Genomic DNA, 24,796 nt, shown 5'->3' with positions numbered 1-24,796 from the left:
CCTATGAGCAACCACAGGGAAAGCGGACCCGCACGGCGAAACAGAGTCCGCAGCAGCAAGATTGACCCGATCTGGTGGGCGCCGACCTTGTTCATCCTTGTCGCCGCGTTGATCGTGCTGACCGCCGGAGCGTTCTCCGGCAAGTTCGGTGACTTCGTCCCGCTGACGCTGGTGTCGGACCGGGCCGGATTGGTGATGGAACCGGGCGCCAAGGTGAAGTTGCGCGGTGTGCCGGTCGGCACCGTCGCGTCGATCGGCACCGATGTGAAAGCGGCTCAGCTGCAACTGAAGATGGACCCGGGCCCATTCAAATATCTGCCGAGCAACCTCGAAGCCGAGATCAAGTCGACCACCGCCTTCGGGTCCAAGTACGTCGACCTGATCGTGCCGGACCAGGCCAGCCACACGCCGTTGAAGCCCGGCGCGGTGCTGCACTCACGCAATGTCACCGTCGAGGTCAATACGGTCTTCCAGAATCTGCAGTCCGTGGTCCAAGCGCTCGATCCGGCCAAGCTGAATTCGATTCTGTCGGCTTTCGCACAATCGGTGCGCGGCAAGGGGGATCGGATCGGACAGTCGATCACCGACGCGAATAACATTCTGCTCACCGTCAACCCGCGCATGGATACGATCCACCGGGACTGGCGTCTGTTCGGTAAGACCACGGCGATCTATTCGGATGCGGCGCAGGACATCCTGTCGATCCTCGAGTCGGCCTCGACCACCAGCACCACCCTCACCGAAAACCAGCAATCGCTGGATTCGCTGCTGTTGTCGGCGATCGGCTTCAGCCAGACCGGCATCAACGTCATCGGCAGAAACGAACCCAACATCGTGCAGTCGATGAAACTTCTCGACCCGACGTTGACGCTGCTGAACAAGTACTCGCCGACCTATACCTGCCTATTCCAGGGTGCGCAATGGTACGTCGACCACGGTGGCAGGGACATGCTTGGTGGCAACGGCTACTCGTTCATCATGGACGCGGCCTTGCTATTCGGCGACGACCCGTACCGCTACCCGAAACACCTTCCAAAAGTCAATGCAACGGGGGGTCCGGGTGGTAAGCCCAGCTGCGGTTCACTGCCTGACCCGAGCGCGAATTACCCTGTGCGCCAGCTAGTTACCGATACCGGTTGGGGGGCCGCCCCGAACGAGATCCGCAGCAACGTGGCCGCGGGCAATCCTTGGTGGGGCAACTGGTTCCCGACTACCAAGAACGCTCCCGAACCGCCACGCTACTTCTGGCGCGGGGGTCAGCCGCCGCCATGAGAAGGAAGCTCTCCAGCATCATCCTGCGGGTCGGCATATTCACAGCTGTCTGCCTGCTCTTTACCTTTACGTTGGTCGCCGTGTTCGGACAGTTGCGCTTCGAAGACCGAACCGACTATCAAGCGGTCTTCACGAACATCTCCGGTCTGAAGTCCGGCAACTTCGTCCGCATCGCCGGGGTGGAAGTGGGCAAGGTCGGCGATCTTGACCTGCATCACGATGGCACGGTCACCGTCGGCTTCGCGGTTGACAAGGGGATACGCCTCACGGAGGGCACCAAGGCCGTCGTGCGGTACGAAAACCTGATCGGTGACCGTTATCTGGCGCTCGAAGATGGACCTGGACCCCCACGCCGGCTGCCCCCGGGCGCGACGATTCCGCTGGCACGAACGTCGCCCGCCCTCGACATCGACGCACTCATCGGGGGATTCCGCCCGTTGTTCCGGGCGCTGGATCCCGATCAGGTCAACGCGCTGTCCGGTCAACTGTTGCGAATCTTCCAGGGACAGGGCGGCACCCTGGCCTCGGTGTTGTCCCAGACCTCGCTACTCACGTCGACGCTGGCCGGGCGCAGTGAATTGATCGGCCAGCTGATCACCAACCTGAACACCGTCCTGCACACCTTCGCCGCACGCGACCACGAGTTCTCCGACGGCTTGGACAAGCTGGCCCAGCTGGTCGAGGGCTTGGCGCAGCGCAAGGACGACATCTCGACGGGGCTGGCCTATATCAACGCGGCCGCCGGCTCGGTTACCGATTTGCTTGTCCAGGCCCGCCAGCCGATCAAGGATGTGGTGCACGAGACCGACCGCATGTCCGGGCAGATACTCTCCGACCGCGACTATGTCGACAAACTACTCAAGGATCTCCCGAACGTCTATCAAGTGCTGTCCAGGCAAGGCCTGACCGGCGACTACTTCGGTTTCTACTTCTGCGAGGTCTTACTCAAGCTCAACGGCAAGGGGGGCAACCCGATCTTCGTCAAATTGTTGGGCCAGCCCAGCGGGCGGTGCACGCCTCAATGAAGTTGAAGCTGCCCAAGATCAAACCGCTCGGCCGTCGGAGCCCCGTCATGTTGGGACTGATGGGCACCGCGATCTTGACCTGCGTGACCGTTGTCGCGTTTCAGTACAACAAACTGCCCTTTGTGAAGAACACCGATGACTACGCCGCGTATTTTTCCGAGGCCGGTGGCATCAAACCCGGTAGCACGGTGCGGGTTTCGGGGATGGGTGTCGGCAGGGTCTCCGACATCCGGCTGGAGGGCACCAAGGTTCGGGTCGGCTTCACCGTTCGCCAGGGCATCGAGTTGGGCGACCGCACCGAGGCGGCGATCAAGACGGAAACAATCCTGGGCTCCAAGATGCTCGAGCTCACGCCGCGCGGTGATGGGCGGCTATCCGGCCCCATTCCGCTGGCGCGTACCCACTCACCTTATGACCTTCCCGACGCGCTGGGTGATCTGACCACCACGATCAGCGGCCTCGATACCGCCCAATTATCCTCAGCCCTAACGACATTGGCGAACACATTCAAGGAGACACCGCCGAGCCTGAGGCCCGCTTTGGAGGGTGTGGCCCGGTTCTCGGACACCCTCAATGGACGTGACACCCAGCTGCGCAGCCTGCTGGGCAACGCCAATAAGGTATCGGCGGTGCTGGGCAAGCGCAGCCAGCAGATCGCCGGCCTGGTGTCCAACTCCAACGCACTGCTTGCCGCACTACTGGACGAGCGCGATTCCCTGGACGCACTGATGAACAACCTCACCGCGGTCTCGCATCAGATTTCCGGGCTGGTCAACGACAACAGAAGCCAACTCAAGCCCGCGCTGGACAAGCTCAACGGCGTGCTCGAGATTCTGGACAACCGCAAGGAAGATATTCAGCGGACCCTGCCCAAGTTCAAACGCTATGCGATGTCGTTCGGCGAAGTGTTGGGTTCCGGGCCATTTTTCAAGGCGTACGTGGCGAACTTGATCCCCGGCCAAATCGGGGGGCCGGTGCTGGACGCGGACATGTACGACCGGTTCCTGGATCCCAACCAAGGGCTGCCCTCGGAGGTGGTGGACCCGCCGACGGGAACGCCACCCGTGCCGCCGGAGAACGCACCGGTCCCGCTGTGGTCGCAGCCGCCCTCACCGCCGCCCTCGACGCCACCGATACGAACCATCCCGCCGCCCTCGCCCCACGAGTTCGACGGACCATGAACAAGAGTCGAGACACCCTTCGAAAAGCAACGGCGATCAGCTTAGTGCTGACGCTGGCCGTGGCGTCGTTTCTAGTCGGCAAGAAGCTGTGGAAAGACGTCGAAAAGAACACCTACTCGGCGTATTTCACGGAGGCGAACGGCCTGTTCGTCGGTGACGAGATTCGGATCCTCGGCGTCGCAGTCGGCGTGGTGGACAAGATCGAGCCCCAGCCCGCCAGCTCCAAGGTGACCTTCTCGGTGGAGAAGCAGTACGCGGTTCCCGCCGATGCCCGCGCCGCGATCCTGTCGCCGTCGCTGGTGACCTCGCGGGCAATTCAACTCGTCCCGGCGTACTCGGGCGGCCCCAAATTGAGCCCCGGCGCGTCGATCCCGCTGAGTCGCACCGCGGTGCCGGTCGAATGGGACGATTTCCGCAGGCAGCTAGAGAAGTTGACCGACGCCTTGCAGCCCACCAGTCCGGGCGGAGTGAACTCCGTCGGCGAGTTCGTCAACTCGGCCGCAGATAACCTGCGCGGCCAGGGAGATACCGCTCGCGATACCGTAATCAAGCTGTCCCAAGCGATCTCGGCGCTCGGTGACCACGCCGACGACATCTTCAGCACGGTGCGTAATCTGCAGCTTCTGGTGTCCGCACTGTCCTCCAGCAGCGATCTACTGGCCTCGTTCAATCGAAACTTGGCCAGCGTCACGACCGTGCTAACCAACAGCCCCAACGAAGTCGGCAATGCGTTGCAGGCCTTGGACGGCGCGCTCGTGGATGTCCGCGACTTTCTCGCCGAGAATCGGGAAGCAATAGGTGTCACGTTCGACCGACTGGGATCGATCACGACCGCGCTGAACGACAGCCGTGGTGACATCAAGCAGATCCTGCATGTAACTCCGACGGTGTTTCAGAACTTCATGAACATCTACCAGCCGGCGCAGGGCGCGATGTCGGGCATTATCGCGTTGAACAACTTTGCCGACATCCCGCAATTCATTTGCAGCTCAATCGAAGCAGCATCCCGAGCGCGCCTGGCGCGAGTCTCGAAGCTGTGCATGCAGTACCTCAACCCGATCATCAAGAACCGCATCTACAACTACATTCCGGCGGGAATCAACCCGTTTGTCGGCACGCAAGCCCGGCCGGGTGAGATCACCTACAGCGAGGACTGGCTACGGCCCGGCTACACGCCGCCTCCCGCGGCAACTCCGCCACCGCCCGATGCTCCGCAACCACCCGAGTCACCGCCGCCGCCGCTTCCTGGGCCGCCCGGGCTTGCCGATCAGCCGCAACCACCCGAGTCACCGCCGCCCCCGAGCGCCGGAATGAGCTCGATCCAGGTGCTACAGAACCTGATGCTCCCGACGGGGCCGCCGTCATGAGACGCGCGATAGCCGCAGTGTTGGGAATGGCCTGCGTCGCCGCACTTTCGGCGTGCGGCGGATGGCGCGGCCTGAATTCGTTCACGCTGCCCGGTACTTCCGGTGGCGGGCCGGGTGCGTACACGATCCAGGCGCAAATGCCCGATGTCGTGACGATTCAGCAAAACACCCGGGTCCGGGTCAACGATGTCAACGTCGGCAATGTCACCAACATTGAGCTGCAAGATTGGCATGCGCTGGTCACGATGCGCATCAACGGCGATGTCCGCTTGCCGGCCAATTCGACCGCCAAGCTCGGCCAGACCAGCCTGCTGGGTTCGATGCACATCGAGCTCACGCCGCCCAAGGATGAGCCGCCCGTCGGCCAACTCAAGAACGGATCTGTCATCCCTTTAAGCCGCGCGAGCTTGTATCCCAGCACCGAGCAGACATTGGCATCGGTGTCGATCCTGCTCAACGGCGGGGGAATTGGGCAGCTGCAGGAAATCAACCAAGCCGTCGCCAAGGCATTCGCGGGGCGTGAAAACGACATGCGCAGCCTGCTGAGCCAGCTGGATGAATTCATCGCCCGCACCAACGACCAGACCGACGACATCATCGCCGCCGCCGAGAATCTCAACGCCCTGGCGGGGCAGGTGGCCGCCAAAGATCCGGTAGTCGACAAGGCGCTGATGACCGTGCCCAAAGCGCTGGACGTACTGGCCAAAGAGCGCACGAAGATCGCCGATGCGATCGATCAGGTCGGTAAGTTCAGCGCGATCGCGGCCGACACCATCCACCAGAGCAAGGAATCTTTGGTCAACAATCTGCGCAATATCGCGCCGGTGCTGCGGTCACTCGCCGACGCGGGGCCGGCACTCACCAAGGGTCTGGACGGCTTGGCGACCTACCCGTGGCCGACATCCACAGTCACCAACTGGTTTCGCGGCGACTACGCGAACCTCACGATGATCGTCGATTTGACGCTGAGCCGCATAGACACTGGGCTATTCACTGGTTCGCGCTGGGAAGGTAACCTCACCCAACTCGAAATGTACTGGGGTCGCACCATCGGCATGCAGCCCAGTCCCGTTACCGGCGGTAACCCGCTGACCTACCCGTATCACTTCGGGGGGTACTGATGCTGCGCCTCAATCGCCGGACCTGGATCCAATTGGCCATTTTGACGCTGGTGACCGTAGTTTCTTGTGGCGCAATGGCATTCAACTTCATGAAACTACCCGAGACGTTGTTCGGGGTCGGGGAGTACAACGTCACGGTCGACCTGCCGCAGTCGGGCGGCCTTTACCAGACCTCGGTCGTCACCTATCGCGGTACCGATGTGGGCCAGGTCAAGTCGGTCGACGTCACGGCGACCGGGGTGCGCGCGGTGCTCGCCATGAGGTCCGGAGTGAAGGTGCCCTTCGAGGTTCAGGCTTCGGTGCACAGCCGCTCGGCGATCGGTGAGCAATACATCGAACTGACCCCGCAGCCCGGTAAGGACGGTGGACAGTCCCGACCGCTGCGGGCTGGCGACATCATTCCAGCCGGTCATGTCGACGTTCCTGTCGACATCGGTCACCTGCTCGACCTGACTAACCGTGCGTTGCAAGCGATTCCGCGGGACAACTTGCACACGGTGATCGACGAGACCAATCGGGCGGTCGGGGGCCTTGGCCCCGAGCTGTCTCGGATCGTCGATGGATCAACCGCATTGGCCATCGCCGGAGGTCAAACCGTCGATCCGCTGGCCACCTTGATTGACCAGTCCCCGGCAGTGCTGAACTCCCAGGTGCAGACGTCGGATGCGATCGCCACGTGGGCCAGTCGAACGGCGGCGCTGATGGCGCAGTTCAAGGCACAGGATGCGGCGGTGCGAGATCTGCTGACGCAGGGGACTTCCGGGATTGAGGAAGGTCGCGCGCTGTTGGACCGGGTGTCGCCGGCGTTGCCGGTGTTGTTCGCCAACCTGGTGAGCCTCGGTGACATCGCCGTCGTCTACCGCCACGACATCGAACAGCTCCTGGTGTTATTCCCGCAGGGTATAGCGGTGATGGCGGCGGCTTTGGTGCCGAACTTGAACACCAAACAGGAGTATCGCGGATTTTTCCTGGATTTCAACCTCAACCTGAACCTTCCGCCGCCATGCTCAACCGGATTTCTGCCGCCCACTCAGCGCCGCTCACCAGCCAGCGTGGATGCCCCAGATCGACCGGCAGCCGACCTCTATTGCCGGGTTCCGCAGGATTCCGAGTTCAATGTGCGGGGGGCGCGCAACATTCCGTGTGAGACCAAGCCATGGAAGCGTGCCCCCACCGTCGAGCTGTGCGATAGCGACGAGGAGTACGTGCCGCTCAACGAGGGCTACAACTGGAAGGGCGACCCGAACGCCACCACCAGTGGCCAAGGTGTGCCGCAGTATCCGCCGGGACAGGATCCGCGACTGCCACCCCCGCGGGGCACGGCACCGTCAACCCCGCCGCTTTCCGTGACCACCTACGACCCGGCCACCGGTGACTACATAGGTCCCGACGGAAAGCGTTACACCGAGTCCGACTTGGCGCACCCGCGTGCCAAAAACTGGCAGTCGCTTCTCGTGCCGCCAGGGCAGGGATAAAGGAGAAACATGGCCGACGAGCCCGATACCGCCGACGCCGACGAAAAGGTCGCTGAGCCAACGGATGCCGACACCGAGGACTACGACGACGCCGAAGACGACGCGGCGCTGGTCGACGAGACCGAGGAAAGGGACGGGACCGGTGAGAGCAATGGCCAGTCCGAAGGCCGCTTCGCTCGCTGGCGGCATCGGTTTACCCGTCGGCGCCTTTCCAGTACGGGATCGGCATTGGTAGCCGGCGCCGTGATTTTGGCGGGGGTGACCGGATTGGCTGGCTGGCTGGGATACTCCGCATACGAAAGGCATCAAGCGCAGGCGCAACGCGAGCAATTCGTCTCGGTTGCTCGCCAGGGCGCGGTGAACCTCACCACCATCAACTACACCGAGGTCGATTCGGACGTGCAGCGGGTCCTCGATCTGGCCACCGGGTCTTTCCGTGAGGATTTCGAGCAGCGGGCCAAGCCGTTCATCGAGGTCGTCAAGGCGGCGCAGTCGAAATCGGAGGGCACGGTCACCGACGCCGGTCTGGAATCGCAGCGGGGCGACTCCGCTCAAGTCCTGGTCGCGGTGGCGGTGAAGTCGCGGACCGCGGGCGGCGAAGAACCGCCGCGCGAATGGCGGATGCGGATTGAGGTCCACTCGGTCGGCGACGACGCCAAGGTGTCGAACGTGGTGTTCGTGCCATGACGACACTCAAGGAAGACGCCGAGGGCACCGTGAAGACCGATGACGCCGACACGGCTGACGCGTCCTCACCTGAGGCCGAAGCTAAAGACGAGGCGACACAACAAGAGTCGGAAGCCGTCGAGAACGCCGAGGCGTCCGGTGACGAGCCCAAGACCCGGAGGCGTTCGATCGCCTGGTCGCGGGTGCTCGCCTATGGCGTGTTGCCGGCGCTCGCATTGCTGGTAGCGCTGGGGGCGGGTTACTTCCGGTGGGTGGTCGGGTCGGCCGACGACCTTGCGGTGGCCCGCACCGAATCGGTCCGGGCGGCAAGCGAAGACACCGTCGCCTTGCTGTCGTATAAAGCGGACTCGGCAGACAAGGACCTCGGCGCGGCGCGTGAGCGGCTGACCGGCGAGTTCAAGGACGCCTACACCGCGCTGATTCACGAGGTCGTGATCCCGGGTGCGAAAGAAAAGCACATCTCGTCAGTGGCCAAAGTGACGGCGGCATCCTCGGTTTCGGCGACCGCCAACCATGCGGTGGCCCTGCTGTATGTCAACCAGACGGTGACCATCGGCGACGGCACGCCTACCGATACCCAGCCCGTCATCAAGGTGACGCTGGACAAGGTCAATGGCCGATGGCTGGTTTCGCGCTTCGACCCGGTGTGATTCGAGGAGGTCAGATGACGGTGTGGCTGCGCCGCGGTGCTCGCCTACTGCCCGTCGCTGTATTGCTCACGGCGGCAGGAGCATTCGCGGTGCCGGCCGCTCATGCCGACAACAAGCGGCTCAACAGTGCCGTCGTCTCCGCCGTGTACACCCTGCAGCACCAGGCGGGCTGCACGAATGACGTGATCAGAAACAATGCGCTCACGCTGGCTGCCCAATGGCACGCCGACGATATGATCAACAACCGAAATATCAATGACGACATCGGATCCGACGGATCCACACCGCAAGACCGCGCCAACGCCGCCGGCTTCCGCGGCAGAGCCGCAGAGACGGTGGCGATCAATCCGGCCATTGCCATCAGCAGCCTGGAGCTGGTCAACCAGTGGTACTCCAACCCCGACGACATGGCGATCATTCGCGACTGCGCCAACAACAACATCGGGGTGTGGTCGGACAACAGCCTGGACCGCACCGTCGTGGTGGCCGTGTACGGGCAACCGACCCCGCCCTTGCGATAGACCCGATTAGTCGTAGACAGGCGCCCACAACGTGTCGGCCACGGCTTGCGCGACATCGTCATGGCTCGTGCTGGCTGCGCCGTCTTCGACGGCAGCGTAATAGACGGCTTCGGCGACCGTCGTCGAGATCTCGTGCAGGTTCTGCACATCCGGCAACAGCGAGTCTCCGGTATCTTCCGGGCTCGCGTGCCGCACAATGGCTTTCGCCGCGGCTTGCAGCATCCCCGGGGTGACCGACTTGGCCCGTGCGACGATGGTACCCAGTCCGATTCCCGGGAAGGCCAGCGCGTTGTTGGCCTGGCCGATGATGTAGGTGGTCCCGTCGTAGGCGACGGGAGCGACGGGAGTACCGGTAGTGATCAGCGCCTTGCCGTGCGACCAGCCCAGCAGGTCGGCCGGCATGGCTTCCATGCGTGAGGTCGGATTGGACAGCGGGAAGATCATCGGCCGTTCGCAGGATGCGGTCATCGCTTCGACGACCTCTTGGGTGAAGGCGCCGAATACGGCCGAGGAGCCCAACAGAATGGTCGGTGACGCGAGCTTGATCGCATCCACCAACCCCACCCGGTCGGCGGCGGCCACCCCCAGTCGGTCGCGGTTCTTCGCGTACGGCACCTGGAATGCCCGCAGGTCGTCCATGTCGTCGAACAGCAGGCCTTGCCTGTCGATCGGCCATATCTGCGATCTGGCGTCGTCGACGGTGGCGCCGTCGGCGACCATCGCGTCTCGAATCTGATCGGCGACGCCGATGCCGGCGGTCCCGGCGCCGAACACGATCACCTTCTGGTCGCGCAGCGGGACGCCGGTGACATGACATCCGCCGTACACGGCGGCCACCACCACCGCGCCGGTGCCCTGGATGTCGTCGTTGAAAATGCAGTAGTCGTCGCCGTAGATCTGCAGGATCTTGCGTGCGTTGATGGGCCCGAAGTCCTCGAAATGCAGTATTGCGCGGGGGAACAGCCGGTGGGCGGTTTCGATGTAGCGCTGGATGAAAGCATCGTAGTCCTCGCCGCGACGCCGGGCATGGCGGTTGCCCAGGTAGTAGGGGTCCTGCAGCAGCTGTTCGTTGTCGGTGCCGACGTCGAGTGACACCGCGATGCAGCGGCGCGGATCGATGCCGCCGCCGGCGGTGTAAAGCGCCAACTTGCCTACCGCGATCTGGATGCCGCCCACGCCCCAGTCACCGATACCCAGGATGGCTTCGGCGTCGGTGCAGACAATCAGGTCGACGTCATCGGGTCCCAGTCCGAACGTTTCGAAGGCTTCTTCGATCTCATCGGGTTCATCGATGCTCAGGAACAGCCCCCGTTGCCCACGGTATTCGTCGGAGAAGCGTTGGATGGCCTCTCCGACGGTGGGCGTGTAGACCACTGGCATGAGTTCGGGCAGATGGTCGGTGAGCACCTTGTAGTACAGCAGTTCGTGGCGGTAGTGCAGTTGCTCGAGGAGTAAGTTACGGCCCAAATCGGTCGCCAGGCTTTGCAGTTGATGCCACACCCGGTCGGCTTGCTGTTCGAGGGTGAGAACGGCCGACGGCAGCCGCCCGGTCAGCCCCAGCCGCTGCCGCTGTTCATGGGTGAAGCCGACTCCGCGGTTGAGGCTCGGCGAGGACATCGCGAGGGGGATCCGGGGTGTGTGAGCGTCGCTCATCGCACCCTCCGTCCGATGACGTGGCGCATGCAGTCACGGTAGCGCTGATCAAGGTGAACGCACCCTGAAGAACACCTGAAGGGCTCATGTGCCCGTTTCAGCCGCCGTGTTACTCACCAAGTTGAGACAGGATCGTCTCGGCATCCGACGTGGCGCCGCGGTTGTACGGCAATTTGGAGAGCGCAGTTCCCATCGCGCAGGTGTTGGATACCGCGGCATAAGTCAGACCCGCACCGATTGCTGCGGCCAGCCATTTGAGTCGCGGGACGGCGACGCTGCCGAGAACGGACGAAAGCACGATCGATCCCGCCACCAGACGCACCTGACGTTCGAGGTCCCATCGTTGCGCGCCGCGGTCGACCGCGAACCCTCGCCCCTCCCAGTCGGTGATTCCGTTTTCGAGAACGCGCCCGGTGGTCAGTCCGGCGTTGCGCAGCAGCGTTTGAGCCTTGGTCGAGCGTTGACCCGAACGGCATAGCAACACGACATCGTGATCGCCGTCGAGCCGCTGAGCGATTTCGGGACCGTGCTCTTCCAGCACATCGAGCGGAACGTTGTAAGACCCGGCGATATGCGAGGTTTCGAATTCGGCGGGGGTGCGTACATCGACGACGCGCGGAGCCGTGGACGACTCCAGCAACGTGTGAAGCTCTGGCGAGGTGATGACGTCGGCGGTCGGTGCGCTCATTATTGGCTCCCAATGTGAGGTGGCAGTGAGTATTCACTACCCGCGGCGGCGGAAAACCACAGATTTATGTTCACAGTGATTTTCGGCGAGGCGTTCGGCTCCGCGGAATGCCGTGCCGGTCACGTCGCCGTGGTGATCTCCAGCTTTTCGGCGTTGTCATAGCTGTCGTCGATCAGCACGACGCGGCGATCGTGCCGGTCGAGCAGCGCAGCAGCGATCGACGCGCGGTAGCCGCTTGCGCAGTGGATCCACAGCTCGGGGTCGGCGGGAATTTCGTCGAGGCGTTCGGCCAATTCGTGCAACGCGACGTTGATCGCACCGCGCACGTGACCACCGTCGAATTCCCCGGGCTGGCGGACGTCGAGCACGATCACCGCGCCGTCGCCGAGTACAGCGGCAAGTTCTCCGAAGTCGGCCACCCGGTAACTACGCAGTGCCTCACCATCGGCCAGCTCGCGGATGTCACCGCTGGCGCTGCCGGTGAGGCGCTCAACGCCGATGCGGGAAAGCTGACGTTGCGCGTCGGCGATCTGCTTCGTGTCGTCGCCGATCAAGGTCAGCGGCGCGCCCCAGGCGTAGAGCCAGCCGAGGTAGTTGACGAAGGAACCGGACAGCTCGAATCCGTATGTGCCGGAAAGATGTCCGGCCGCGAAGGCGGTTCGGTTGCGTAGGTCGACCACCCATTCGCCGGCGTCGATCCGCCTGCGCAGCTCGCTCGGGTCGACCGGCGCAGGCGGCGACAGATCCGCAGCCGTGGGACCGTTCCGGTTGATCACACCCATATGCGCGTAGTACGCCGGGAAGGCGGCCAGCCCGTCGAGAAGCTCGTCAACGTAGTCCTGCTCGCCTTGAGTCAACGCGGGGTTTCTGCGGCGTTGGTCTCCGATGGTGGAGTCGTCACCGTCGGTGGGTGCGGCGGAGCAGAAGCTGCCGAAGCCGTGGGTTGGGTAGACCGGTGTCGCCGCGGGCAGCTCGTCGGCGAGGCGTCGGACCGAATGGTATTGCAGCCGAGTCAATTCCTCGGCGTGCTCGGCGCCGAGCAGATCGGTTCTTCCTGTGCTGCCGAAGAGCATCGACCCTCCGGTGAAAACCCCGACGGTGTCGCCGGACTCCTCGCGGAGGACGTAGCTGACGTGATGGTGGGTGTGCCCCGGCGTGAGTAGCACTTCCAAATGGATTGCGCCGCTGTCGATGCGGTCGCCATCGCCGACGGCGCGGCAGGAAAACTCGACGTCTTCTCCTGAGGGAATCACGTATTCGGCCCCGACCGCGTCGGAAAGCGCCAGCCCGCCGGTGACGTAATCGTTGTGGATATGCGTCTCGAGCACGTGCGTGATTCGCAGGTCGCCGGCTAGCTCGAGCACCCGATCGATGTCGCGCTGCGGGTCGATGGCGACCGCCACTTCACCGTCGCTCACCAAATAGCTGCGATCACCCAACCCGGAGGTCTCGATAATCGATACATCCAACACGTTTTGCGCCCGTCCACGGAGGTGGTGTTTCCCTGACGCTACGTGCCCACCGGTCGGTGTGCGTGAGTCGGCGAACGCCGCCGACATGCCCGCGTTGACAACCACTGCAGCACGGTATCCACCGTTTGTAGCGCGGATGTCGATCGCGACCAGCGGGTCGGGTGGGCGCTACCCGGCGTGGCGTCGGTCGTCGCTCAGCCACTCAACATGGATTTGACCCGTATCGGGGTCAACGGCCGCACCGTCGCCATCGTTCGAGTGCGCGCGCAGCGAGCACCAGCGCTTCCGGATCAGGTGCTGCGCGTAGACCTTGTCGCGCTGTGCCTGGGAGAAGGCGTAATCGAGGTTGATGGGCAATCCTGCCCAAGCGACATGGCCCGCCGGTAATTCCTGGTCAACCGGGTGGTCGTCAGTTGCCATGCGGACACCCCTTCATCGGCTACGCACCAGTTGTTGAGCACATCGTGCGATAGCGATGTTTCGGCCGCGGATGGCAGATGTTTCCGCCGTATTACGGGTTCGACGGGTGGCTAGTAGACGTCGCGGTGGTAGCGCTTGTCCGCGCTCAGCGACTGGACGTAGGCCGACGCGGCGTCGGGGTCGAGGTTGCCGTGTTCGGCGGCGATGTCGCACAGCGCGCGATCTACGTCTTTGGCCATCGGGTCGGCACTGCCGCACACATACAGCTGCGCGCCGTCCTGCAGCCAGCTCCACAGTTGCGCGCCACGCTTGCGCATCAGGTGCTGGACGTAGACCTTCTCCTGCTGGTCCCGGGAGAACGCCAGGTCGAGTTCGGTGAGGAGCCCGTCGGCGTGCATCTTCTCGATCTCGTCCCGGTAGTAGTAGTCGGTCTCGGCGTGTTGCTCCCCGAAGAACAGCCAGTTTGGTCCGGTGTGGCCGAGCGCGCGGCGCTCCTGCAGGAAGCCCCGGAACGGGGCGATACCGGTCCCGGGACCGATCATGATCATCGGCGTGTGTGAATCGCTGGGTGTCCTGAAATTGCTCGACGACTGCAGATAGACAGCGACTCGATCGCCGGGAGAGCGGTCGGCAAGGTAGGTCGAACACACCCCGCGGCGGGGGACGCCCTGGAAGTTATAGCGCACCGGTGAGACTGTCAGGTGCGCTTCTCCGGGGCACTCTTTAGGACTCGACGAGATCGAATACAGGCGCGGTTGAAGGCGTTTGAGGACCCTCAGCCACTCGTGGGCGGATGCCGAGACCGGCAGCTGCGCCAGCAGGTCGACGGACTGGCGCCCCCACGTCCAATTGCTCAGCGCGGCTTTGTTTTGCGGCTTCAATAGCTCGGCGAGTTTCGGATCGCCGGTGCGCTCCTGCACGAACCGCACCAGGTCCCGGCTGATGTGGGCGATCTCGAGCCGTTCGGTGAGCGCGGAGCGCAACGACATCAGACCATGCTCGCCGACCTCGACCGGGGTCTGTGCATCCAGTCCGGTGACCGACAGCCATTCGTCGACGAGTTTGTCGCTGTTGCGCGGCCATACCCCGAGCGCGTCGCCGGCCTCGTAGCTGACATGCTCGCCGGGGAGGTCAAACACGATCTGCCGCACGTCTTTTGCGGAGCTCGGTCCGCTGAGCGTGGTGTTGCGGATCATGTCGGTAACCAGCGGGCACTTTTTGTTATAGGTCGGCTCCTTGGGACGGGTTGCCGGACGGCGCGCGGGCGCCGCTGCCGAGGCCGCGGTTCCCTGGCCGACCGGGGTGGGTGTGCGTGTCAGCGCCCCGATGACTCCGCCCAGCCACCCATCGGCGGCCTCCTCGTAGTCGGGCTCGCAGTCGACGCGATTGACGATGCGGGTCGCGCCCAGCTCCGCCAACTTCTCGTCGAGCTTGCGCCCGTAGCCGCAGAAGTCGTCGTAGTTCGAGTCGCCCAGGGCGAGGACGGCGTAGCGGGTCTGGGTGAGCTGCGGCGCGCTGTCACCGGTCAGCGCTCGCCACAGTGCGGCGCCGTTGTCCGGGGCCTCGCCGTCACCGGTGGTGCTCGTGACCACCAACAGTTCTTGCGTGGTGGCCAAGTCGGCCACCGGGAAGTCGTCCATGCTGTGCGATGCCACCGACAGCTGAGCTTCGCCGAGTCTGGCTACGACCTGGGCGGCGAGCTCTTCGGCGTTGCCGGTCTGCGAAGCCCACAACACCACAATCGGAGCCCGCTTCGGCGCGGCGTCGACCTGGGGCGTCGTGGGTGGGTCCGCCGGCGCATCGACGGTGGGGGAGACCGGTGTAAAAGCCGGCATCGACGCGGGCGGTTCGGTACGCGCGAACATCCCCGCAAGCAGACCGTCCACCCACAGTCGGGTGTTGGTGTCGAATGGGGCATTGAGCGGCAGGGTGGGAACCCCGAGGTTGCGGCGGCCGGCTTCCGTCCGCAACCCGGCGAGTATCCCGGCCAGGTAGGTCCGGCCGAGCGGACCGAGCTGGGGCACCGGTTCGTTTGCCACACCAAGGATTTCGGCGAGGGCGTCTACCTGTGAACTGGTGATTTCGGTAACCTCCGTAGCTGCGGGGTCCGTCGCGCTGGTGGTCACCGCAGGCTCGGGTTCGGTGTCGACATCCGATGTGGTGACGGTGATCTTCGTGACAGTGACCGCACACGTCTTGAATTCCGGTTGGTAGGAAACCGGATCCACCGCGTCGTTGGTGACCGCGTTGATCGACAAGTACTCGCCGAACGAGTCGTTCCAGTGGAACGGTGCGAAGCAGTTGCCGGGCCGCACCCGGTCAGTGACCACGGCCGGTAGCACGGCTCGGCCACGGCGCGAGGCGATTTCGACCTGATCGTCGTCGGCGATCTCGAGCCGCGCCGCGTCGTCAGGATGGATTTCGACGAATGGTCCGGGGTTGAGCTTGTTGAGCTTGGCGACCTTGCCGGTCTTGGTCATCGTGTGCCATTGGTGCTGCAGACGCCCGGTGTTGAGCAGGAACGGGTAGTCGTCGTCCGGCATCTCCTCGGGCGACAGGTGCGGGCGCGCGAAGAACATCGCGCGACCGTTCGCGGTGGCGAAGGCCAACCGCGGCACGGTTCCGTCCTCTCGGACCAACTGGGTGTGGCTGACGCCGTCGTTCAGGTAGCGGATCGGGTTGCGATCGTCGACACCATCCGGCGGACACGGCCATTGCAGCGGGGTCTGCCGCAGCCGGGCATAGCTCGCGCCGCGCAAGTCGTAGCCCGTCTTGGGATTCCAGAACCGCTTGATCTCCTCGAATACGTCTTCTGCGCAGTCATAGCTGAAGGAGTCCGAAAAGCCCATCTCGCAAGCGATCTTGGCGATGATCTGCCAGTCCGGCATCGCCTGGCCGGGTGCTCGCACCGCCGGCTGGAACAGCGTCATGTTGCGCTCGGAGTTGGTCATCACCCCTTCGGACTCTGTCCACAGGGCGGCGGGCAGCAACACGTCGGCGTATTCGTTGGTCTCGGTCTCCAAGAACGCGTCCTGGGCGATCACCAGCTCGGCTTTCTCCAGGCCCGCCAGCACTGTTTTCCGATTGGCAACGCTGGCAACGGGATTGGTGCAGATGATCCAGCAAGCCTTGATCTCGCCAGTGGCCATGCGGGAGAACATGTCGACGGTGCCGGTGCCGACGTCGGTACGCAACGATCCGCGGGGGATGCCCCACTGGTCCTCGACGAAGTCGCGGTCGGCCGCCGAGGTCACCGCGCGCTGGCCCGGCAGCCCCGGTCCCATGTAACCCATTTCGCGCCCGCCCATCGCGTTGGGCTGGCCGGTGAGCGAAAACGGACCGCTGCCCGGCTTGCAGATCGCGCCGGTTGCCAGGTGCAGGTTGCAGATCGCGTTGGTGTTCCAGGTGCCGTGGGTGCTCTGGTTGAGCCCCATCGTCCAGCAGGTCATGAAGTTGTCGGCTTCGCCGATCCAGCGGGCCGCGGTACGGATGTCTTCGGCGGGAATGCGGGTGATTTCGCTGACCTTGTCCGGGGTGAACTGCTCGAGGAAACCGGGCATCTCGTCCCAGCCATCGGTGAATTCGGCGATGAATTCTGGGTCGGTGTGGCCGTTTTCGACGATCAGGTGCAGCAGCCCGTTCAGCAGTGCGAGATCCGTACCGGACGAGATCTGCAGATAGAGGTCGGCCTTCTCGGCGGTCGCGGTGCGGCGCGGATCGACGACGATCAATTTGGCGCCGGCCTTGACGCGTTCCATCATCCGCAGGAACAGAATCGGGTGGCAGTCAGCCATATTGGCGCCGATGACGAAGAACACGTCGGCCTTGTCGAAGTCCTGATAGGAACCGGGCGGCCCGTCCGCGCCGAGCGACAGCTTGTAGCCAGACCCCGCGCTGGCCATGCATAGTCGCGAGTTCGACTCGATCTGGTTGGTGCCGATGAAGCCCTTGGTCAGCTTGTTCGCCAGGTATTGCGCTTCCAGCGACATCTGCCCGGACACGTACAGGGCGAAGGCGTCTGGGCCGTGTTCGTCGATGATCGCCCGCAACTGCTTCGCGGATTGGGTGATTGCGGCGTCAAGATCGACCGGCGCGAGGGCCTCGCCGCGCTCCGCCCGCCAATAGGCCGAATCCATCCGGCCGGGTGCGGCCAACATGTCCGCGGTAGTTGCGCCCTTGGTGCACAGGCGGCCGAAGTTGGCCGGGTGGCTTTTGTTGCCAACAGATTTCGCGACGTGACTGTGGCCGTTTTTCGGGTCACTGGTGATCTGCAACACCATGCCGCAGCCCACGCCGCAGTAGGCGCACAGGCTGTTCACGGTGTCCTGACCACGCTCCGCAGCCACGCCTACTGCCCTCCTTTCGGGCGCGCAAGGGCCTATCGGCTAAATCGTGCGACATGGATGTTTCAGCGTCGGGCGTCCGATGTTTCCGCCGTTTTACGGCTTGATCTCACCGGAAGCGGACGCATTTGTGAGGTGTTTGCAAAACCCGCAGGCCGAGCAGGTAGCCGCAGGTCAGCACTGATCTGCGGCTGACGCCAGATTACTCGCGGACTCTTGGGAATTGCCCCTCGGAACAGGGGCTCGGACGAAACAAATGGGACATTCACAGTTTTCGCTAAGCTCACAAAGTGCGTCGTCACTTTGTGATTTTCTTGATTTTGTTGGCCTCGGCTTGCGGCGGAAAACCCACCACACCGCCGGCGTCGCGGGCGGATAGCTGCAAGGAGTCCGACGGACCGAGCGCCGACACCGTGCGCCAGGCGATCGCGTCGGTTCCCGTCGAGGTTCCCGGCTCGAGTTGGGTGGAGATCGCCCGGGGGCATGCCAAGAGTTGCCGGTTGTACTGGGTGCAGATCATTCCGACCATCGCCAGTGAGTCGACGCCCCAGCAGCTGGTGTTCTTCGACCACAACAGGCCGCTGGGCACACCGACGCCAAATCCCAAGCCGTACATCACCGTGCTGCCCGGGGGCGGCGATGCGGTCACGATTCAGTATCAATGGCGGGTCGGCAATGAAGAACCCTGTTGCCCCAAGGGAATTGGCACCGTCAAGTTCCAGATCGGTCCCGACGGCAAGTTGCAGCCCGTCGGCAAAATTCCACACCAATAGGGTTGTTGCACATTATGTTCCGATTTTCTGCGACATCCGGTCGCCCGCACCGCGCGGTGGGCACGAACGCGAAGCTGGCCGCACACTCGACGTCGAACGTGCGGCTGGCCGCACAGTCGGCGGTCCGCCGATATCCGGCCCTCGTCTCGAAGCGAATGCGGTGCCCCGGCGGCGGCGGGAACCCAGTACTTTTCCAGGAATTCACCAGGATTTTCCGGTCGACAATGACAACGACCTGCACGTTGGCCTGGCACCCTGGATTTCCGGTCTAGCCGACGGAGTAAGGAGAGTGATGGAACAGCGGGTGCTGCCGCACGGCGAGGAACGGCCGCGCGCCTCCGGGGCCTCGACGGCAGGGGCCGTCCCACGGGTCAATTCCGGGACCATCCTTCGGACGGTCAAGTGAGTGGGTAGGTCACGACACCTGTCTCATTGGGACGCAGAAGATCTGGTGGCCTGGGAGGCGGGTGGCAAGACCATCGCGCGGCGCAACCTGCTTTGGTCGGCCGTGAACGTGCATCTGGGTTACGCGGTATGGTCGCTCTGGCCGGTGATGGCATTGTTCATGCCCCGCGATGTGTATGGCTTCTCCGCAGGCGACAAGCTGCTGCTCGGTATTATCGCCACCCTGGTCGGGGCCTGTCTGCGGCCGACATATGCTGTGGCAACGGCCATCTTCGGTGGCCGGAACCTGGCGGTGTTCTCGGCGTTCGTCTTGGTGGTTCCGTTGATCGGCGCGATGGTGCTGCTGGCTCATCCGGGGCTGCCGTTGTGGCCGTACCTGGTGTGCGCGGCGCTGACCGGCATGGGTGGCGGTAATTTCGCGGCTTCGGCGAGCAACGCCAACTCCTTCTACCCGCACCGGCTCAAGGGTGCGGCGCTGGGAGTTGCCGGCGGCATCGGCAATCTCGGGGTGCCGATGATGCAGATCGTCGGCCTGGTGGTCATTGCCATCGCGGGCGACCGGCAGCCGTACTGGGTGTGTGGCCTGTATCTGGTGCTGTTGATCATCGCGGGCATCGGCGCCACGTTCTCGATGAACAACGTCGCCCAGCACCGGGTGGAGCCCGGCCGTCTGCGAGCGATCCTGTCGGTGGTGCTCTCCACCCGCGACACCTGGCTGCTTTCGCTGCTTTACCTCGGCAGCTTCGGCTCGTTCATCGGGTTCTCGTTCGCGTTCGGTCAGGTATTGCAGACCAGTTTCACGGCGGGCGGACAAACCACATCCCAGGCCTCGCTGCACGCCGCCGAACTCGCCTTCATCGGGCCGCTGCTCGCCTCGCTGGCCCGCGTGTACGGCGGCCGGCTGGCCGACCGAATCGGCGGGGGCCGTGTCGCGTGCGCGGTTTTTGTCGCGATGGTGTTGTCCGCCGGGATGCTGATCACCGTCGGCAGCATCGAGGATCCGCACGCGGGCCCGGTCAGCGGTTCCGCCATGGCGGGTTATGTGGCCTGCTTCATCGCCTTGTTCACCCTGGCCGGGCTGGGCAACGGATCGGTCTACAAGATGATCCCGACGGTCTTCGAAACGTGCAGCCAGAGCCTGGATATGGACGAGACCGAACAGCGTCAGTGGTCACGATTGATCTCGGGCGTCGTCATCGGCTTCGTCGCCGGCTTCGGGTCACTGGGCGGTGTCGGTATCAACGTCGCATTGCGACAGTCCTATGTCAGCACCGGGACGATGACGTCGGCGTTCTGGATCTTCCTGTCCGTCTATGTGTTTGCCGCCGCGCTGACCTGGATCAGGTATGTGCGCCGACCGCTTGCACCCGCCCCTGCCGGCAACGCGCCCGACGCGGTCGGAGCCGGTTGAAACGACACCGCCGTCGACGCAACGACGAACGCGACCGTATCCTGCAAACACTGGTCGGCGTCGGGTCGCTGGGCGGAAACGTGACCGATGAGGACTATTGATGCAGCGGGTGGATAGTGCCACCGAGGCGGGTCGGATCCGGGCCGTAACGCGCTACCGGATCTTGGACACCCCGCCCGAAGAGGTCTTCGATCGCATTGCGCGGATCGCGGCTCGAACTTTCCGGACATCAATGGCGACGGTGTCGATCGTCGACGCGAGCCGGATCTGGTTCAAAGCCGCCGTTGGGCTGCGCGGGATAGGGCAGACAACTCGCGGCCGAGGACTGTGCGCCAGTGCCATCCTCGATGATGTTCCACACGTGGTCTGTGATGCGCTGACCGATCCGCAAGCGTCGACCAATCCGCTGGTGCGCGGTCACTTGGGAATTCGGTTCTATGCGGGTGCTCCTATCGTCACCCCGGACGGGTATCGGTTGGGGGCTGTCGACGTGTTTGACTCGCGCCCCTATCAGCCCAGCGACGATCAACTCGCCACGCTCATCGACCTGGCCGCCGCCGTCATGGATCACCTGGAACTGCGGATGAGGAGGATAAGCGCTTCGCGCGTGCAGCAACGGCTGCGGGGCGCTGAGGATGAACGAGACACCGCACGGGCGGACCGCGACGTTGCCAAACGCGACCGCGACGCCGCTGAAGTCGGCCGCGACTCCGCCGAACGGGAGCGCGATGCCATCGAGGAATACGCGGCGGTGCTGCAACGGACGTTGCTTCCACCGTCGCTTCCCGATATTCCGGGGCTGGCTCTTGCGGCGCATTACCATCCGGCATCACGTCGGCAGGTTGGCGGCGACTTCTATGACGTGTTCGCCATCGGGCCCCGGCGGTGGGCTTTCTTCCTCGGCGATGTCGAAGGCCATGGTGCTGCAGCCGCGGCGGTCACCTCGTTGATCCGCTACACACTGCGTTCCGCCGCACTGCATTACAGTGATCCCGTCGAGGCGCTCGCCGAGCTGAACTCGGTGTTGATCCGTGATCCCAGTGAAAGACATTCCTGCACAGTGCTATTCGGAACGCTGGAGCCCAGCGTCGGTGAACCGGGATTCCAGGTCACCGTGGCCACCGGTGGCCACCCACCGGCGCTGTTACTCGACGACGCTGACGGCTCGGTGCGCGAGATCCGATCCAGCGGTGGAATGCTGCTCGGTGCACTCACCGAAGCGACGTTCGAATCCTGCAGTGTGCGACTGCGTCCCGGTCAGACGCTGCTGTTCTACACCGACGGTCTCATCGAAACCCGAAACCGAGGCGTCGGCCAGTTCGGCGAAGACGAACTCGCAAGCTTTGTCGCGAGTCGCGCCGGTCTAAGTGCCAGCGAACTCATCGACGACCTCGTCGCGCTGATCCTCACTCTGCGACCCAGCGACGATATCGCCTTGCTGGTGTTTGCCAGTCGCTGACTCAGTCGGCGTCGGGCAGGTTCTCCGGGTGCAGCATCTCGGCGTAGCGCAGCGGCTCAGGGATCCCGAAGCCGTCGACCAGCGTCTCGGCATGCGGGCGAAGAGCCCGGCACCGATCGTTGATCCCGCGGGTCACGGCCTTGGCCCGTCCGGTGGACAGGTAGCCGTGCTCGATGTACCAGGCCTTGTCATCCTCGATCACCGAAAGCGCGTACAGGTCGCAGAGCATCTCCAATACCTCACGGGCTTCGGTGTTTTCGCAGGCGTCGATGCCGGCGACGAATGCTTCCAGCACGATCCGGTCGATGTGTGCGTTCGCGGTGTGCAGCACATGGTCCTGCACGGCGTTGAATGCGTCGAAGGCCGACATCTCCTTGGCTTTGCCCTGCAGGCGCCGGGCGACCGACGAAAGCAGATACTCCTCGCGGGCTTCGAACATATTGACCTGCGTACCACGGTTGAATAGGCTGCCCTCTTCTTCGCTGTCCTGGCGGGCGTCAACGATCCTTTGCATAATCGCCTCGGCCGCAGTGCGTTTCAGTACCCTCTCACCGACGGTGTTGGCGGCAAACCGCACCCATTCGACCGGGCTCATGCTCTTGATGTCGTCGGCGTAGGCGGTTAGCAGCTCCTTGGCCACCAGCTGGGTCAGCACGTGGTTGTCACCCTCGAAGGTGGTGAACACGTCGGTGTCGGCGCGCAGGGCGATCAGCCGGTTTTCGGCCATGTAGCCCGCGCCGCCGCAGGCTTCGCGGGCCTCCTGAATGGTGCGGCTGGCGTGCCAGGTGTTGGCCGCTTTCAGGCCGGCGGCACGCGATTCCAGCTCGCGCTGTTCCTCGGCATCGGGGAAGTCCGACGTCTGCAGGTCGTGACACTTGGCCACCAGCTCGTTCTGCGCGAACTGCAGCGCGTACGACTTGGCTATCAACGGGAACAGCCGCCGCTGATGCACCAGGTAGTCCATGATCAGCACTTCATGCGCCTCGTCGTCAGGTGCACTGAATTGCCTGCGCTGCAATGCATATCGAGTGGCGATGTCCAACGCGACGCGGGCGGCCGACCCCGCGCTGCCGCCCACGGTGATCCGGCCGCGGATCAGCGTGCCGAGCATGGTGAAGAACCGCCGGTTGGGGTTGTCGATCGGCGAAGTGTAGGTGCCGTCGGGCGCGACGTCGCCGTACTTGTTCAGCAGGTTTTCCCGCGGCACCCGGACGTGGTCGAACATGATGCGGCCGTTGTCCACACCGGGCAGACCGCCCTTGTAGTCGCAGTCCGACGTTGTCACCCCGGGCAGGTCGTTGCCGTCGGCATCGCGGATCGGGACCAAGACGCAGTGCACGCCGTGGTTGACCGGCTTGCCACCTTCGGTGGTGATCAGTTGCGCGAAAACCGATGCCATGGTTGCGGTTTCGGCAGCGCCCCCGATGTAGTCCTTGCGGGCCGACGGGGTCTCGGAGTTGACGACGAACTCTTCGGTCTCGGGGTCGTAGGTCGCGGTGGTCTCCAGCGACTGGACGTCGCTGCCGTGTCCGGTTTCGGTCATTGCGAAACAACCGCGCAACTCGAGGCTGATGATCTTGGGCACGTAGGCCTCGTGGTGACGCTCGGTGCCCAGGTTCTCCACGGCGCCGCCGAACAACCCCCACTGAACGCCGGCCTTCACCATCAGCGACAGGTCCGACATCGCCAGCATCTCGATCATCGTGACCGCGGCACCGACGTCGCCGGTGCCGCCGTGCTCCTTGCGGAACGAGTCGGCGGCCGCACCGAACGCGGCCATGATCCGCATCTGCTCGGCCACCTTGGTGCGCGCGATCACCGTGTTCGGCGTGTAGTGCGGGCGGAACAGGTCCTCGCTCATTGTGGCCCGCATCCGGTTCTTCACGTCGCGCCAACGCCCGTCCAACGCGTTGCGTAGCTGTTCGGCAGTGTTTGTCGTGTCCGGCGCCATAACCCGACGGTAACCTGCCGCTGGCCGCGCGGGAACAGCCCGCGGGGTGTGATCGTGTGGCGTGGATCTTCCCGGCACGGCCCACATCACGTTTAGATGGCGTCATGTCCCAGCCCGGCAACCCGTCTCAGAATCCGGCGTACGACGTCGGACACACCCATCCCGATGTCAGCGGCGGCTGGCTGCGCGCGGCCACCTTTGGCGCGATGGATGGCCTGGTCAGCAACAGCGCCCTGATCGCCGGAGTGGCCGCCGGCGAGAGTGCACACACCACGTTGGTCAGCGGTATCGCCGGCCTGCTCGCCGGCGCGTTTTCGATGGCACTCGGCGAATACTCGTCGGTGACCACGGCCAACGAGCAGATCGACTCCGAGGTGCACGTCGAACACCGCGCCATACGTAACCACCCGCACGCCGAGCGCGCCGAACTCGTCGACTTGCTGGTCGGGATCGGCATGAGCGAGAAAACCGCGCAGATCGCCACCGACGAGATTCACCGTGACGAGAAGCGCGCTGTCGGCTTCCACCTGGTCCAGGAGATCGGCCTGGACCCCGCGGAAAAGCCCTCGCCCTGGGTGGCCGCACTCGCGTCATTTTTCATGTTCGCAATCGGGGCGGTCATTCCGCTGATCCCTTACCTTCTCGGATATGGGCTTTTGGCGGCCGGTTTGGCATGTGGCGCGATAGGGCTACTGGTCGCAGGCGGCCTGACCGCTCGATATACCCGCAAGCCGGTGTGGTGGGCCGCGGGCCGGCAGCTGGTGTTCGGCGGTGTCGCCGTCGCCGCGACGTACCTGGTCGGTCTGCTCGTGGCAGCAGTGATGTGATGTCGGCCTTGGCCGCTTTGCAACATCGAAGGCGTCACGCTGAGACCGAAATTGGCCGATGGCCGTCAGTCGGTCGTGTTGTCAGCGACAACGAT

Annotated in this window: 19 protein-coding genes; 13 read left to right on the top strand and 6 right to left on the bottom strand. The window is 64.0% G+C overall.

Annotated features, from left to right (window positions below; translation table 11 throughout):
* Positions 1–3: 3 nt before the first annotated feature.
* The 9 genes from OK015_RS20565 to OK015_RS20525 are packed head-to-tail and all read left to right on the top strand — an operon-like array spanning position 4 to position 9,299.
* Complete coding sequence (locus OK015_RS20565; RefSeq protein WP_268125810.1) at positions 4–1,272, top strand: MCE family protein; 1,269 nt, start codon at positions 4–6, stop codon at positions 1,270–1,272.
* Entirely contained in the window at positions 1,269–2,297 is a 1,029-nt protein-coding gene (locus tag OK015_RS20560; RefSeq protein WP_268125809.1) for an MCE family protein, read from the top strand. Before OK015_RS20565 ends, OK015_RS20560 begins: the two co-directional genes overlap by 4 nt.
* Positions 2,294–3,478: an MCE family protein gene (locus OK015_RS20555; protein ID WP_268125808.1), complete on the top strand. Its 1,185-nt coding sequence runs from the start codon at positions 2,294–2,296 to the stop codon at positions 3,476–3,478. Before OK015_RS20560 ends, OK015_RS20555 begins: the two co-directional genes overlap by 4 nt.
* On the top strand, positions 3,475–4,845 hold the full coding sequence (locus OK015_RS20550) for an MCE family protein (protein WP_268125807.1): 1,371 nt from the start codon (positions 3,475–3,477) through the stop codon (positions 4,843–4,845). Before OK015_RS20555 ends, OK015_RS20550 begins: the two co-directional genes overlap by 4 nt.
* The gene (locus OK015_RS20545) at positions 4,842–5,966 is read left to right on the top strand and encodes an MCE family protein (RefSeq protein WP_268125806.1); all 1,125 of its coding nucleotides are present in this window, start codon (positions 4,842–4,844) and stop codon (positions 5,964–5,966) included. Before OK015_RS20550 ends, OK015_RS20545 begins: the two co-directional genes overlap by 4 nt.
* A complete protein-coding gene (locus tag OK015_RS20540; protein ID WP_268125805.1) occupies positions 5,966–7,441 on the top strand; it encodes an MCE family protein in 1,476 nt (491 codons plus the stop codon). Before OK015_RS20545 ends, OK015_RS20540 begins: the two co-directional genes overlap by 1 nt.
* A 9-nt stretch (positions 7,442–7,450) precedes the next feature.
* Positions 7,451–8,128 (top strand): Mce protein, encoded by a 678-nt coding sequence (locus OK015_RS20535; RefSeq protein ID WP_268125804.1) that lies wholly within the window; start codon positions 7,451–7,453, stop codon positions 8,126–8,128.
* Positions 8,125–8,778, top strand: a complete 654-nt coding sequence (locus tag OK015_RS20530) for a hypothetical protein (RefSeq protein ID WP_268125803.1) — start codon at positions 8,125–8,127, stop codon at positions 8,776–8,778. The genes OK015_RS20535 and OK015_RS20530 overlap by 4 nt, the downstream gene beginning before the upstream one ends.
* A gap of 14 nt (positions 8,779–8,792) precedes the next feature.
* On the top strand, positions 8,793–9,299 hold the full coding sequence (locus OK015_RS20525; protein WP_268125802.1) for a CAP domain-containing protein: 507 nt from the start codon (positions 8,793–8,795) through the stop codon (positions 9,297–9,299).
* A 6-nt stretch (positions 9,300–9,305) separates the two neighbouring features.
* Here OK015_RS20525 and OK015_RS20520 read toward each other — a convergent pair whose 3' ends face one another.
* The 5 genes from OK015_RS20520 to OK015_RS20500 form a co-directional block, all read right to left on the bottom strand.
* The gene (locus OK015_RS20520) at positions 9,306–10,952 is read right to left on the bottom strand and encodes an NAD-dependent malic enzyme (RefSeq protein ID WP_268125801.1); all 1,647 of its coding nucleotides are present in this window, start codon (positions 10,950–10,952) and stop codon (positions 9,306–9,308) included.
* A 109-nt stretch (positions 10,953–11,061) separates the two neighbouring features.
* On the bottom strand, positions 11,062–11,640 hold the full coding sequence (locus tag OK015_RS20515) for a rhodanese-like domain-containing protein (RefSeq protein WP_268125800.1): 579 nt from the start codon (positions 11,638–11,640) through the stop codon (positions 11,062–11,064).
* A 119-nt stretch (positions 11,641–11,759) separates the two neighbouring features.
* Positions 11,760–13,109 (bottom strand): MBL fold metallo-hydrolase, encoded by a 1,350-nt coding sequence (locus OK015_RS20510; RefSeq protein ID WP_268132939.1) that lies wholly within the window; start codon positions 13,107–13,109, stop codon positions 11,760–11,762.
* 171 nt (positions 13,110–13,280) lie between these two features.
* Positions 13,281–13,532, bottom strand: coding sequence for a hypothetical protein (locus OK015_RS20505; RefSeq protein ID WP_268125799.1), 252 nt, complete (start codon positions 13,530–13,532; stop codon positions 13,281–13,283).
* A gap of 110 nt (positions 13,533–13,642) precedes the next feature.
* Positions 13,643–17,812, bottom strand: a complete 4,170-nt coding sequence (locus tag OK015_RS20500) for a bifunctional nitrate reductase/sulfite reductase flavoprotein subunit alpha (RefSeq protein ID WP_268132937.1) — start codon at positions 17,810–17,812, stop codon at positions 13,643–13,645.
* A 368-nt stretch (positions 17,813–18,180) separates the two neighbouring features.
* On the opposite strand from OK015_RS20500, the gene OK015_RS20495 reads away from it, so the two are divergent.
* From OK015_RS20495 to OK015_RS20485, 3 genes are all read left to right on the top strand, one after another.
* The gene (locus tag OK015_RS20495; RefSeq protein WP_268132935.1) at positions 18,181–18,648 is read left to right on the top strand and encodes an LppP/LprE family lipoprotein; all 468 of its coding nucleotides are present in this window, start codon (positions 18,181–18,183) and stop codon (positions 18,646–18,648) included.
* Positions 18,649–19,054: 406 nt separating this feature from the next.
* Positions 19,055–20,464, top strand: a complete 1,410-nt coding sequence (locus OK015_RS20490) for a nitrate/nitrite transporter (RefSeq protein WP_268125798.1) — start codon at positions 19,055–19,057, stop codon at positions 20,462–20,464.
* 100 nt (positions 20,465–20,564) lie between these two features.
* Entirely contained in the window at positions 20,565–21,923 is a 1,359-nt protein-coding gene (locus OK015_RS20485) for a PP2C family protein-serine/threonine phosphatase (protein ID WP_268125797.1), read from the top strand.
* Position 21,924: 1 nt separating this feature from the next.
* Here the strand turns inward: OK015_RS20485 and OK015_RS20480 are convergent, their stop codons facing one another.
* Complete coding sequence (locus OK015_RS20480; RefSeq protein ID WP_268125796.1) at positions 21,925–23,874, bottom strand: acyl-CoA dehydrogenase family protein; 1,950 nt, start codon at positions 23,872–23,874, stop codon at positions 21,925–21,927.
* A 104-nt stretch (positions 23,875–23,978) separates the two neighbouring features.
* Between OK015_RS20480 and OK015_RS20475 the strand changes: the two genes are divergently transcribed.
* A complete protein-coding gene (locus OK015_RS20475) occupies positions 23,979–24,701 on the top strand; it encodes a VIT1/CCC1 transporter family protein (protein ID WP_268125795.1) in 723 nt (240 codons plus the stop codon).
* Positions 24,702–24,796: the final 95 nt, after the last annotated feature.

The organism is Mycobacterium sp. Aquia_216, from assembly GCF_026723865.1.
Classification (GTDB): domain Bacteria; phylum Actinomycetota; class Actinomycetes; order Mycobacteriales; family Mycobacteriaceae; genus Mycobacterium.
The sequence above is the reverse complement of the archived record's forward strand: the minus strand, read 5'-3'. Positions and strand labels throughout refer to the sequence as shown.

Coding starts and splice junctions, on each gene's coding strand:
- OK015_RS20505 (WP_268125799.1), bottom strand. CDS start 13,532: ATGGCAACTGACGACCACCCGGTTGACCAGGAATTACCGGCGGGCCAT.
- OK015_RS20485 (WP_268125797.1), top strand. CDS start 20,565: ATGCAGCGGGTGGATAGTGCCACCGAGGCGGGTCGGATCCGGGCCGTA.
- OK015_RS20540 (WP_268125805.1), top strand. CDS start 5,966: ATGCTGCGCCTCAATCGCCGGACCTGGATCCAATTGGCCATTTTGACG.
- OK015_RS20480 (WP_268125796.1), bottom strand. CDS start 23,874: ATGGCGCCGGACACGACAAACACTGCCGAACAGCTACGCAACGCGTTG.
- OK015_RS20530 (WP_268125803.1), top strand. CDS start 8,125: ATGACGACACTCAAGGAAGACGCCGAGGGCACCGTGAAGACCGATGAC.
- OK015_RS20515 (WP_268125800.1), bottom strand. CDS start 11,640: ATGAGCGCACCGACCGCCGACGTCATCACCTCGCCAGAGCTTCACACG.
- OK015_RS20565 (WP_268125810.1), top strand. CDS start 4: ATGAGCAACCACAGGGAAAGCGGACCCGCACGGCGAAACAGAGTCCGC.
- OK015_RS20555 (WP_268125808.1), top strand. CDS start 2,294: ATGAAGTTGAAGCTGCCCAAGATCAAACCGCTCGGCCGTCGGAGCCCC.
- OK015_RS20560 (WP_268125809.1), top strand. CDS start 1,269: ATGAGAAGGAAGCTCTCCAGCATCATCCTGCGGGTCGGCATATTCACA.
- OK015_RS20520 (WP_268125801.1), bottom strand. CDS start 10,952: ATGAGCGACGCTCACACACCCCGGATCCCCCTCGCGATGTCCTCGCCG.
- OK015_RS20525 (WP_268125802.1), top strand. CDS start 8,793: ATGACGGTGTGGCTGCGCCGCGGTGCTCGCCTACTGCCCGTCGCTGTA.
- OK015_RS20545 (WP_268125806.1), top strand. CDS start 4,842: ATGAGACGCGCGATAGCCGCAGTGTTGGGAATGGCCTGCGTCGCCGCA.
- OK015_RS20475 (WP_268125795.1), top strand. CDS start 23,979: ATGTCCCAGCCCGGCAACCCGTCTCAGAATCCGGCGTACGACGTCGGA.
- OK015_RS20500 (WP_268132937.1), bottom strand. CDS start 17,812: ATGGTGTTGCAGATCACCAGTGACCCGAAAAACGGCCACAGTCACGTC.
- OK015_RS20550 (WP_268125807.1), top strand. CDS start 3,475: ATGAACAAGAGTCGAGACACCCTTCGAAAAGCAACGGCGATCAGCTTA.
- OK015_RS20535 (WP_268125804.1), top strand. CDS start 7,451: ATGGCCGACGAGCCCGATACCGCCGACGCCGACGAAAAGGTCGCTGAG.